Genomic DNA, 12,166 nt, shown 5'->3' with positions numbered 1-12,166 from the left:
GGCTTCGCAGCGATCCGTGACAACCTCCGTATGCGAACTCTCAGCCGAGCACTGGAGCGCAGCTACACCGGCGGCTCGGAATCGGACGGCCGGCGCGGTATTCCCAGGTCGAGGGTGTCGGCAAGCGCCGTCGCGATGACCGACGGTCCACGCGCGGCGCTGGAACTGCTGAACGACCTGGACACCGATACGCGGATGGCGGGGCACCATCGCCTGCACGCCGTCCGCGCCCACCTACTGGAACTGGCCGACGACAACGCTGCCGCACGCGCCGCGTACCTGCACGCCGCCCGGCTGACCACCAGCCTGCCCGAGCAGCGCTACCCGCTCGATCGGGCTGATCGGCTTTCCGGTCAGGGCCCGCCCCTCAGGCGCCGGCCTTCACCGAGGCGCGGTCAGTAATCCCAGACGGCCGGTACGAAACGGAAGGCGTTGCCGGCGACCGCCACGTGGCAGACGGACGGGAACGGCAGGTGAGTGGCCACCAGTTGCTCGCCGCTCGCCGCCAGCTCTTGCAATAGACGGATCCTGACGCGGGCCGATTCCTCGGGGTCGTGCTCGAAGCCGTTGTGCCACTCGGGATTGTCGAATCCGGGCTGGAACACGGCATCGCCGGCGAACGTCAGCCGGTCGCCGCCGGACTCCAGGCGGACGATGCTGTGGCCGGGGGTGTGACCGCCGGTGCGACAGATCATTACGCCTGGCGCCACCTCGTACTCCGTCTCGAACGGCCGCAACTGGCTGCGGTACACGTCCAGGAACCGCGAGGCGGTTTGTCGAAGCACCTCCGGCACCGGTGCCGGCATGGCGGTGCGGGAGAAATCAGGCGCCACCCAGAACTCGGCCTCGGCGGCCGCCAGGTGGACCCGCAGGTCGGGGCGCAGCCGACCTCTCAGCCCGTCGACGAGCAGCCCGCCGATGTGGTCCATGTGCAAGTGGGTGAGCACCACGTCGGTCACGGATGCGGGATCTATCCCGGCGGCATCCAGCCGCACGGCCAACTGCCCGGCCCGCGGGAAGCCCGGAAACTCTGTCCCCAGCCCGGAATCGATCAGAATGGTCCGCCCACCGCTGCGCACCACGGCGACATTCAGTGGCCAGTCGAGCATCTCAGGTGGCAGGAACATGTCACTGAGCCAGGCCGAGAGGTCGGCCGTGGGGGCGTTGGTGGCCATCGTCACGGCGGGTATCGGCAGCACCCCGTCGCTGATCACCATCACGTCGATATCGCCGACCTTCAGCGCGTAACGCGACGGAACCAATTCGTCGTACCCCGGTGCATCGGGGCGTGCAATGTCGACCTGGCTCATTGTGTTCTCCTTTTGACGAAAGATAACCGGAGACCTCGACGGCGCCATGGGGGCCACACCGTTCAGTCATACCTAGGACCGGATGGCAGACCGGTTTGTGACGACCGCCCCGCTGCCTCGCCCCGCCCCGCCCCGCCCGACCGATCGCGCCGAGGATCGGCGACAGGATTCCCCGACGCGGCCACATCGGTCACGTCCCACACGTCAGAGCCTCTCTTGTACTCGAAGTCGCTCGTCTTCCGCAGCGGGCATTGTTCCGGGTTCGGAACGAACGACAGGATTCCCGGCGGACGGATCTCCGCGCCGAGAGCTACCGGTTACCCGGCCCGGCATGCTCGGCCATCCGCCGCCACAGGCCGGCCGGTACCGCCCCCGCCGGGAGCTTCGCGCCGAACGGATTTCCTGCCGACGGCCGGTCCCTGGTCTCCGGGGACCAGGGTGTCTCCCGGGGGCGACCGGGCACCCGGGACTGCGAGTCTCGAGACCTGGGTTCCGCGCCGAATGCGCCTTCGCCCCAGGGGAATGAGGCAAACATGTCACATCAGCCGTTGGATGGATCCGCAGCGCTCGTCACCGGCGCCGGTTGCGCCATCGGTCGCGCGACCGCACACCACCTGGTCCGAGCGGGCGCGGCCGTCGCCCTCGTCTCGGACCGCGGTGATCGTCTGGAACGGATTGTGGACGACATAACGATGTCGGGCGGCAAAGCCATCGCTGTGGCCGCCGACATCACCGATCCGGCGCTCGCCTATCAGGCGGTCGAGGACACACGCGAACGGCTCGGTCGCCTGGACGTGCTGGTCAACGGTGCCGGCCTCATGGGGCTCGATACCGCCCTGCACACCCCGGTCGAGGAGTGGGACCGGATGGTCTCGCTCAATGTGTCGGCGCTGCTGCACGTGACGCACGCCGCCGTGCCGTATCTGATCGACGCGGCGGCGACCTCGCCGCGGCAGATAGCGGACCTCGTGAATGTGGGGTCGCTGGCCGGGCGGGTCGCCCGCCCGGCAGGCAGCGTCGACAACCTGACCGCGGCCGGCCTCAACGGGTTCACCGAGTCGCTGCGTCAGGAACTGCGACCCGAATCCGTCCGGGTCAGTGTGGTGGCACCCGGGGCCGTGCACGAGACCATCCACGGTGCGGCGCATCGGCCGGCAGGCTCGATGGCGGAACGGCTGCAGCCGGAGCACGTAGCGGACGCCATCGCCTACATCGTCACGCGGGAGCAGGGAGTGGCCGTCAACGAGCTGCTGATCCGGGCCGTCGGGCAAACCTGGTAACCGGGGTGAGCGCGGAACAACACAGCGACCGGTCAGCTGTCCAGCGCCGCCCGGAGCTCCCTACGCGAGGTGATGCCCAGCTTGGTGAACACCTTGCGCAGATGCCATTCGACCGTGCGGGAACTGATGAACAGCTCGGCGCCGATCTCGGAATTCGTCCGGCCGTCGCCGGCGAGCCGGGCGATCTGGGCTTCCTGCGCGGTCAGGACATCGGGCGCCTGCGCCCGTCGCCGAACCGACTCACCGGTTGCGAGCAGTTCGCGACGGGCGCGTTCGGCAAAGGCGCCGGCACCGCAGCGGCGCAGCATCTCGTGGGCGGTGCGCAGATGCTCGCGGGCGTCGATGCGGCGGTTCTCGCGACGTAACCACTCGCCGTACACCAGGTGGGCGCGCGCGAGATGAACGACCACCCGGGTGCGTGTGAAACGCTCGATGGCCTCGCGGTACAGCAGGTCGGCGGCATCACCTCCGCTGAGCAGGGCTCTCGACCGGGCCAGCGCTCCGAGGGCCCAGTCCGTGCCGCTCGCCTCGGCTCGCAGCTCGAGGCGTCGCATGGCTGCTGCGGCCGAATCCCGGGCATCGCCGCGGACGCCCGCCTCCACCAGCTCGATGAGTGAAGCGTCGTAAACCCCGAGGTCGTCGTACTCGATGGCTTGTTCCGCGCTGGCCAAGGCGGCCTGGTACCGGCCGAGACCGTTGTACAGCACGGCGAGCAAGTGCTGACACGAACCGATGGCGCGCCCCTCGCCCCAGGCGGTCGCCCGTTCCAGGCCGGACTCGATCAGTGTGGCAGCCCGGGAGTCCTCTCCCCGCCAGGCGATGAGCAGGGCTTCGGCGTATCCGAGAGTTGAGTTGCCGGTCGCCTTTGTGAGTGCGGTGGCCTCCTCCACCAGAACCGAGGCCGCATCGAACTCTCCGGCGTGTACATGCACGGCCGCGCGGTAGGTGAGAGCCAGGGGAAGGAAGTTGAGCGCGCCGATCTCGCGCGCCGTCCTCACCGCGATATCGGTCAAGTGGAACATGGTCTCGTCGTCCCAGACATCGAGGCCGGCCGGCCATGCCAGCCACAGCCACCGCATGATGTCGTCCTCGTTTCCGCCGGACTCGTCGCGAAACGACCGCAGCGCAGTGATCAACAACGCGGCCCCCTGGTCGTGACCATCGACGAAGCGCGCGGTCAGGCCGTCGAGAAGCCCGTCGATCCGCCGCGGCGGCCGTGGTCCCGACGGCGCGGCGCGGGCCGCCTCGGCCGCGGCGCGCACGCCGCCGTGTACGTCGAGCCGGCCCGCGAAAACCGCGGATCCGATCGCTTCGACGTATGCCTCCCGGGCCTGGCCCGGGAGGTACGGCGCCAGCTGTCCGGCCGCCTCGAGCAGTAGCGGATACACCTCACCGCTGCGCTTGCGCGCGAAGACGATCTGGGCGCGCAGCCGCGCCAGCCGGCCCCGCTGGAGGTCGTCGAGCCGACCCATCTCCGCCGCCGCCAGAAGTTCGAGCGCCGTATCCGGGGTCCCGGCGTCGAAAGCCGCCTGGGCCGCCGCCATCGCCCGCACCCCACGCCGGCCGAGATCGGGTGTCAGCTCGGTCGCACGTCTCAGAAACGCGGCCGCCGCCGCGATGCCCCCGCGAGCCTGCGCCCGATCCGCGGAACGTTCCAGTTCGGCGGCCACCTCTTCGTCCGGTCCAACCGCCGCGTTGGCGTGATGCCATGCGCGGCGATCCGGGTCGGAGACGGGGTCGGTGGCCGCGGCCAGCGCCCGGTGCACATCCCGGCGCCGGCCCGCTTCCGCCGCTCGATAGGCCGCCGAGCGCACCAGCGGATGGCGGAATCGCACCCGCGCTCCGAACTCGACCAGCCCCGCCGACTCGGCCACCCGCGCAGCGTCGGCACCGATATCGAGCTGCTCGGCCACCCGCCGTAACAAGGACAAGTCCCCCATCGGTTCGGCCGCCGCCGCCAGCAACAGACGTTGCGCCGCGTCCGGAAGCGATTCGATACGCCGCAGGAATCCCTGCTCGATCTGATTCGCGACGGGCCCGGTGTCCGGTCGGATGAACCCACCGGCCAGTTCCGCCGCCGACAACCCGCGCGGCAACTCCAGCAACGCAAGAGGGTTACCGCGGGCCTCGGAAACGATCCGGTCCGTGATGTGCTCGTCGAGCCGCCCGGGCACCGCGGATCGCAGCAGCGCCCGCGCATCGCTGTCCCGCAAGCCCCCGATCATGAGCTCAGGCAAACCCGCAAACGGATCGTCGCACGGAGCGGGTGTCGAGGTCCGCACCGCGACGACCAGCAACACCCTTTCCGCGAGCAGCCGGCGTGCGACGAAGGAGAGCATCTGCGCGGACACCTGGTCGAGCCACTGCGCATCGTCTACCACGCAGATGAGCGGTTGCTCCTCCGCCACCTCGGCCAGCAGGCCGAGTACCGCCAGCCCGACCAGGAAACGATCCGGCGGGCTTCCGGCACTCAGGCCGAAGGCAACCGATAGCGCATCCTGCTGCGGCCCGGGAAGGCGATCGAGATGGCCCAGCATCGGCGCGCACAGTTGATGCAACCCCGCGAACGCCAGCTCCATCTGGGACTCGACACCGACGGCCCGCGCGATCCGGCACCCCGCCGCGCGCCGCACCACATATTCCACCAACGCGGACTTGCCGATCCCCGCCTCGCCGCGCAGCACCAGCACCCGGCCCCGGCCGGACATGGCATCCGATGTCAGCCGATCCAGCGATGCACACTCGCTACGCCTGCCACGCAGCAGATCGCCGCTCGACATTCACACCACCACCGCATTGAAGAAACCAAGCCCTGGTCACCGGGGTCAACTCATGATGTCACCCGCATGGGTGACGTCCGGACACCCACCCAGGGGAGAAATACCGGGGCTCATGTAGCCGGCCCCGCTTTTCCAGGGATTCGGCCGCCTGCACCGCGGTCCGGCTCATACGGGCCGCCCGATCGATCGCCGAGTCAGCCGGCGGTCGAGGTCACCAGGAAAAGGCCCGCCACGAGCTCGACGACTGCCACCACCGGTTGAAGCAGCGTTGGACCACGTTGCGGCGCCGATAGGCCACCGGATCGAACGCTGGTGGTCGGCCACCGGCGCTGCCCCTGCGGCGGCCATGGCCCAGGCACTGTGGATTCGAATGCCGGATTCGGTACGATCACGCGGTCGGACCCCGGACACCGATACCGCATGTTCGAACCACCGGACAAAGGGGATGCTGTCCGACGATCGGACCTCGTGAGATCGGTGTCGGATCGGTGTGCCCGAACAGTGACTTTCGAAGAATGATGAGACTCACATCCCGATGACGATCTCGCGTCCCTCACCAGCGGGTCCGGACACTGCGGCGGCGACCCTCTATGGCAGGCAGCAGGAACGCGGTGCACTGGCAGCCCTGATGGAACGGGCACAGGCAGGCAACGGTGGATTCGCTGTAGTACACGGGGAGCCGGGAATCGGCAAAAGCGCACTTCTGGATGATGCTGCCCGTGCTGCCGCAGATATGCGCGTATTACATGTGACGTGCGTCGAATGGGAATCCGACCTCGGCTACGCGACACTGCACCACCTGCTGAAACCTGCGCTCGAGCTGCTCGATCGGCTACCCGAACCGCAGGCAGCCGCACTCCGGGTGGTGTTCGGGCTGGCGGATGGACCTACCCCGGATCGATTCCTGGTCGGCTTGGCGGCGCTGTCGCTGCTGTCGGAGCTGGCCGAGGACAACCCGCTGCTCTGCATAGTGGACGACGCACACTGGGCCGCCGACGCGTCGATCAATGTCCTCGAGTTCGTGGCACGGCGTCTGGACACCGAGCCGATCGCGCTGGTGCTGGCAGCACGCGCCCACGAAGGGCACCGCCTCAAACTTACGGGAGGTGTGGACCTGCCGTTGGCCGGCCTGGACCGATCGTCGGCGCGTCAGCTGCTCGTCGAACAGGTCGGTACGCGGTTGACTCCGTTGCAGCGCGATGTAGTACTGGATGCCACTGCGGGCAATCCGCTGGCGATCCGCGAACTCCCGGCCACGGTCGTCGGTACACGCGTGCCACCGAGGCCCCTGCCACTCGTCGAGGAGTTGCAGCGGGCGTTCCTGCGTCGGGTTCGTTGTCACAGCGAACCACTACAGCGCCTGATGCTGTTGATCGCCGCGGACGGCCATCTCGGGTGGGACGTGTTGCGCCGGGCAGCGTCTGTGTTCGATGCCGACCTCGAATCCGCTATCGAAGGACTCGGCGACCTCGACGACCTGGTCACCGTGGAAGGGCCGACGGTGGTGTTCCGGCACCCGCTGATTCGCTCCGCTGTCTATCACGGGGCCACAGTGGCGGATCGGCGCAATGCCCATCGAGCCTTGGCAGCCGCGGTAGATGACGAAGACGAACGTCGTGCGTGGCATCTGGGACAGGGGGTGGAAGGACGTGACGAGGATGTCGCCCGAGAACTGGAGCAAGCGGCGCGCCGCGCCGCCCGATCGAGTTCCGCCACCACCGCTGCTCTGCTCGCCCGGGCAATGGAAGTGGGTGAGCCCGGGTTGAGTCGGGCCCGGCGCAGGCTCGAATCCGCGGAAGCATGGTGGCATGGCGGAGATTTCGACCGGGCCAAGACGATGCTGGAGGGCATCGAACCGGATAGTTCACTCGAGCCCCTTCGCTTCCGGACAACCCTGCTGCGGGCGTCGCTGGAACTGCACATCGGCCGGCCCGCCGACGCTTTGGCGATGCTGCGCCCGATCCTCCCCAGCGCGCTGGAAGCGGGTTCGCAACAGTCGATCCCGGTGCTGATGCGGTTCTGGGAAGCCGGCTTCGCCGCCAACGCGGCGGATGCGTGGGCAGAGTTGTCGAACGTGGTCGAGCAGCACGATCTCTCCGGCAGCGGCGTGTGGGAGATTCTCGGTCGGCTCCTGCGCGGCACCTGCCGAACCCTGAAGGGAAAGGAAGCCGGATTGGAGCCCGGCGATCTGGACGCGGCAGAGCACCTGACAGATCCGAGTCCGGCAGCCTGGGCCGCCGGGATGATCTGGGAACTCGGAGACCGGAAGCGCGGGCGACACCTGAGCAAGATCGCGATGCAACACGCACGACGCCTCGGGACACCGGTGTCCCTGTCCTGGGCGTTGTGGCGGGTGGTCATCGACGACCTGGCAAGCGGGCGTTTCCGTTCGGCGGACGCGTTCGCGGAGGAAGGCTACCGGCTGACGGAGGAAACCGGACAGCGGAACGCGCACCTCGCGTTTCGCGGCGCCCAGGTCATGCTGGCAGCGCTGCGCGGCGACGACGAGCCGGCCCGTACGCTCGCCGGCCGCGTCATGGCCGACGCGATCGCCCACGGCATGGTCAGCATCGTCGTCCTCGTCCAGCGCGCGCTCGGCCTGCTCGAACTTGCGGCCGGCAGGCCCGAACAGGCGCTGCTGCACTTCCAGCCGCCGGCCGGCGGCTCCTACCTCAGCGTCACCGTGGTGAACGTGCCCGACCTGGTCGAGGCGGCGGTCCAGTCGAACCACGCCGACCTGGCCGCCGAACCACTGGCACTGTTCACCCGATGGGCGCAGGCCGCCGACACACCAGAACTGAACGCCTTGGCCGCCAGATGCCGCGCACTACTCGCCCCGCCCGAGCACGCGGCAGCCGATTTCCGTCGCGCACTGGAACTGCACGAACACACGGACCAGCCGTTCGAGACGGCGAGAACCCAACTGCTTTTCGGTCGGCATCTGCGCCGCGGCCGACGGAAGTTCGAGGCCCGTGCGCCGCTCAACTCCGCCCTGGAGACCTTCCAGACGCTGGGTGCCAACCTCTGGGCAGATCGCGCCCGAGAAGAACTGCGCGCCACAGGCGTACGCATCCAACCCCGCGCTGCCACCAGTACCGTGCAACTCACGCCGCAGGAAGCACGGATCGCCGAAGCCGTCGCCGACGGTTACACGAACCGGGATATCGCGGCACAGATGTTCCTCAGCACCCGGACGATCGACTACCACTTGCGCAAGATGTACCAGAAGGCCGGAGTCAACTCCCGTGCCGAACTCACCCGGATCCTGCTGACCGAAGCCGGCAATGACCAGGGCGCCCGCAAGCGCGAGAACCGAGCTACCAACCAGCGATGAGTGCCCCGGACGGAGCCGTAGGCCGAGATTCCCAACCAGGCGCGGGACGGGCCACAGCCTCGAAACTCTGGGAACGATCGAACGACACGTCGTACTCGACCCACCGACGCGGGAAGGCCGCCACGGTCACCGCCGACGCTGCGGCGCTTGCTCACGGGCGTCACCGACGTGAGCTTTCCAACCACCCGAGGGGTAGCGCCGCTGTGCTCGGCTTGACCACAACGTCGTTGATCTCGCCCGGCCAGGCGGCGCCGGTAATGGCGCCGTGGTCGCAGATTTCGCGCCACCGTGCCAGCGCACCCTCGATCGCCTTCTCACCGAGCCCGGCGTCCGTCCAGGCGGCACGGAGGTGATCGGGGTCGACCGCGCGCGCCCGAGCCAGTGTGTCCGCACTCAGTTCGACGTGGTGAAACTGCTTTACGAAGGGAGAGCGAATCCACGGGCTTCCGGGGTGACCCCGGCCGCATCGGCCAATTGCCTCCGCACCAGCGCCGGGTACGCGGGACTCGGAAACACCCACTGCTGGTTGGAGCCCGGCCCGAACGGTCCCTGTACCCGGCCCGTGGGTGGGACGCGACCGAACCCCAGTGCTTCGTCGAGCCGGTAGGCGCTCACCTCACGGGCGGCCAGATTCCCGGCTCCGACCGGGATGCCGTATCGGAGGCGCCGTATCCCTGCGTCTCTCGGGCACAATGGCAGGTTCTCGAAAAAGTCCGGCTTGTACACCGACCGGGAACCCGGCGGCGTGGCGGCGAGGTAGGTCATGCTCATCCCCCCGCCCAGCACCTCCGGCTTCTTCGATCCCATGGTCTGCATCGCCTGCTCGAAGGGACTCGGACGGAAGGTTCTGTCCGCCCGGCCGAGATCGCTGGCGGCTATTCGAAGCCCGTCGGCTACGCTCCGATCAGTCTGTGCGGCTTTCCGGCTCGTCGCCTCGACAGATTTCAAGATTCTGTCCCGCAGACCCTCACAGAGTTTCCCGAACATCACGACATCCCTTCTCGGGCCGGCGGGCGGCGACCTACCCCCTCGCCGCGGCGGCGGGCATCTATGCGGTGTTCCGGTCGCCCAACCGGCAGATGTGCTGCGTTCGGGCACTTTCCCGGTTCAGCGAGTCCCGCAGTGTTCGTGCCCTGGCGGCTTCTGTCACATCTCTACCGGGGTGCTTCTTGGAGTGCGCGGACTTCGATGCGTGACCCCAGTGCGGTGGAGGCTTGTTCGGCCCAGGCCACGGCGGCGGATTCGTCGTCGGCGTTGATGATCCAGAAGCCACCGACGTACTCGGTGGCCTCGACGAAGGGCGCCCGGATGTGCGACGGGACGTTTCCGGTGGCGTCGACGGTGATCGCGGTCGAGGGCGGGTGCAGCCCGCCGGCGGCGACCAGCGCCTCGGCGGCGGCGAGGTCGCTGTTGAACTTGTCGACGGCGGCCATCATCGTTTCCAGTTCGGCGGGGTCCATATCCTGTATCGAGTCCATCGTCGGTTCCTCGGCACTGTCATGGGGCAGGGTCAGGAAGTATTGCGGCACTGCGGTTCTCCTTCAATACGGATTGATGGTGTTCTTTCGGCAGCCCGTTGGGGTTTTTCTCCTGGGCGGAGACATCCACGCGGTGGGTGTCGGCCTGGATGAACTTCCAGGAGCAGCTGGGGCCGGTCGGGGCTTCGCGCGCGGCACCGGCGCCGGGCCCGAGGAAACGGTGCGAACCCATCAGCTATCTCTCACCTGCCTGCGGCAGCGTGGCACGGGTGTGCGCCCCGTTGTCGATCGTCTTCTGTCCGGAATCGGTAGTCACGACTTTCTCCTGCTCCCTTCGATTGGCCACCGTTTGCCGGGAATACGCCGTTGAACCGGGCATTCATGCCGACGTGCAGCTCACCTGCCGGGCCATCTCCTCGGCACTCGTTCACCGGCGGCGGGGCCTCAGTCTGCCCGACCGGCAAAGAAGTCGATATCGGTCATATTGCCGGTCTTGTTGCGCCTGGCCAGGACTGGCTATTCACGTGTTACCCGCAACCCGGCCGAGCCCAGATAATCCAATCGACATGGCGAGTCGGTGCCAGAGACAACTAACAGGTCGAACTGTCCGGCAACACCCCATGCGCGAGGCACTCCACCAAGAGAGCAACCTGCCATGGCAGGTGGTTCTCCCGGAATGACCTCGAGTCGGCATCCGATGATCAGCTGATCTATCGAAAGGAATTCGATGAAGAGAACGACAGCTGCTGCCGCGCGAGTCGCGGCCGGGGCGGTGACCGTGTCGATACTGGGCTTTGCCACGGTGATCGGCTCCGGTACAGCCCAAGCCGCACCGCAGGACTGTACCGTCACGCGGGACCTTTTCGGTGCCACAGCGGCCTGCCATGACCTCGACGCGCCTGCCGGCAGAGAATACGCACTGATCGTCGAGTGCTTCGGCCTGCACGGCGTACCGAATGCGTTTCCGCTCATGGCCATCGGCCCGTACCAGGGCTCCTGGAGTGGCTCCTTCCCACCCACCGGCCAGGGTGCGGCCACATGCCTGGGGCCCACCAGTATCGGACCCGCGACCAACGCCTACGTAACGATCTATCGTGACTGATCCGACCACACCGAGAGACGGCCTGAACATCATGCGCCGTACCGACCCTCGACGCTGATGACCCGTGCGTGCGGGCAGGTGCCGAGCTCGGTGGCCGGGAGCCGAACGGAGCTGCTCGACCAGGTGCTGCGATACCCGATGTCCTTCCCGCCCGGGTTCCGCCTAGGAATACTCCACGACCTACCGACGTCGTGTCATTCGCCCGGCCCCTCACCGGGTTGCACCGCGGCGCCGCGATATCGGTGGCACCTCACATTTGTCCGGGCTACTTCGTCGGATTACTGCAAGCGCGGGGTCGGCTGCCAAGCAGTCGGCCGCAGCCGGGAAATCTCGAACGGAGACACGATGATCTCGCATGAGGTCCAGATCAGGGCGTTGCTGGAGAGCCGCACCGACGCACAGCGGTCCAAGGACATCGATCGCCTCATGTCCTTCTATTCACCGGACATCGTCTATTACGATGCCGTGGCACCCTTGCGGTTCACGGGTCCCGACGAAGTGCGCCGCAACTTCGTGCGATGGTTCGAAGGGTACGTAGGCCCCATCGGCTTGGAAACCCACGATCTGACCGTTATGACAGCCGAAGACACGGCTTTCGCCCACATGCTCCACCTGGACTCTGGAATGCGCCGCGGCGGGATCGAGCTGCCGATATGGGTGCGCGAAACAGTCTGTCTGCGACGGACGGACGACGTGTGGGCGATAACGCACGAGCACATCTCACTCCCGGTCAATCCGGCGAATTTTCAAGTCTGGTTCGCGTCCGAGAAGGAATCTCCCGCCCGAGGCGGTGGCCGATCCATATTCGGGCTGGTCACAACCAGTTTTCTCGCGCGTTTCAGTCTGCGGGGGAAAGCGTTCGGGAGCTCGGAGTGAGAAGCC

At 67.6% G+C, this 12,166-nt stretch carries 10 protein-coding genes; 5 read left to right on the top strand and 5 right to left on the bottom strand.

The window, feature by feature from the left end:
• Window positions 1-135 precede the first annotated feature (135 nt).
• Entirely contained in the window at window positions 136-402 is a 267-nt protein-coding gene (locus NF4_RS09765) for a hypothetical protein (protein ID WP_198165279.1), read from the top strand.
• Here the strand turns inward: NF4_RS09765 and NF4_RS09760 are convergent.
• Window positions 396-1,310 (bottom strand): MBL fold metallo-hydrolase, encoded by a 915-nt coding sequence (locus NF4_RS09760; protein ID WP_063126978.1) that lies wholly within the window; start codon window positions 1,308-1,310, stop codon window positions 396-398. The two genes, NF4_RS09765 and NF4_RS09760, sit on opposite strands and share 7 nt — an antisense overlap.
• Before the next feature lie 533 nt (window positions 1,311-1,843).
• Here NF4_RS09760 and NF4_RS09755 point away from each other — a divergent pair.
• The gene (locus NF4_RS09755) at window positions 1,844-2,590 is read left to right on the top strand and encodes an SDR family NAD(P)-dependent oxidoreductase (protein WP_063126977.1); all 747 of its coding nucleotides are present in this window, start codon (window positions 1,844-1,846) and stop codon (window positions 2,588-2,590) included.
• A gap of 32 nt (window positions 2,591-2,622) precedes the next feature.
• Here NF4_RS09755 and NF4_RS09750 read toward each other — a convergent pair whose 3' ends face one another.
• Window positions 2,623-5,370 (bottom strand): helix-turn-helix transcriptional regulator, encoded by a 2,748-nt coding sequence (locus NF4_RS09750; RefSeq protein ID WP_084533005.1) that lies wholly within the window; start codon window positions 5,368-5,370, stop codon window positions 2,623-2,625.
• 535 nt (window positions 5,371-5,905) lie between these two features.
• On the opposite strand from NF4_RS09750, the gene NF4_RS09745 reads away from it, so the two are divergent.
• Entirely contained in the window at window positions 5,906-8,704 is a 2,799-nt protein-coding gene (locus NF4_RS09745; protein WP_084533004.1) for an AAA family ATPase, read from the top strand.
• 417 nt (window positions 8,705-9,121) lie between these two features.
• On the opposite strand, the gene NF4_RS09740 is transcribed toward NF4_RS09745, so the two are convergent.
• The 3 genes from NF4_RS09740 to NF4_RS38530 form a co-directional block, all read right to left on the bottom strand.
• The gene (locus tag NF4_RS09740) at window positions 9,122-9,511 is read right to left on the bottom strand and encodes a hypothetical protein (RefSeq protein ID WP_157120118.1); all 390 of its coding nucleotides are present in this window, start codon (window positions 9,509-9,511) and stop codon (window positions 9,122-9,124) included.
• A gap of 347 nt (window positions 9,512-9,858) precedes the next feature.
• Window positions 9,859-10,182 (bottom strand): YciI family protein, encoded by a 324-nt coding sequence (locus NF4_RS09735; RefSeq protein ID WP_232330386.1) that lies wholly within the window; start codon window positions 10,180-10,182, stop codon window positions 9,859-9,861.
• A gap of 19 nt (window positions 10,183-10,201) precedes the next feature.
• Complete coding sequence (locus NF4_RS38530) at window positions 10,202-10,414, bottom strand: hypothetical protein (RefSeq protein WP_198165316.1); 213 nt, start codon at window positions 10,412-10,414, stop codon at window positions 10,202-10,204.
• 495 nt (window positions 10,415-10,909) lie between these two features.
• Between NF4_RS38530 and NF4_RS09730 the strand changes: the two genes are divergently transcribed.
• Window positions 10,910-11,284 (top strand): hypothetical protein, encoded by a 375-nt coding sequence (locus NF4_RS09730; RefSeq protein ID WP_232330385.1) that lies wholly within the window; start codon window positions 10,910-10,912, stop codon window positions 11,282-11,284.
• Window positions 11,285-11,629: 345 nt separating this feature from the next.
• Window positions 11,630-12,160, top strand: a complete 531-nt coding sequence (locus NF4_RS09725) for a YybH family protein (protein WP_063126972.1) — start codon at window positions 11,630-11,632, stop codon at window positions 12,158-12,160.
• Window positions 12,161-12,166 lie beyond the last annotated feature (6 nt).

Source organism: Nocardia fusca NBRC 14340 (genome assembly GCF_001618425.1).
Classification (GTDB): Bacteria; Actinomycetota; Actinomycetes; order Mycobacteriales; family Mycobacteriaceae; genus Nocardia; species Nocardia fusca.
Note: the sequence above shows the minus strand (reverse complement) of the source record. Positions and strands in the feature narration are given on the sequence as shown.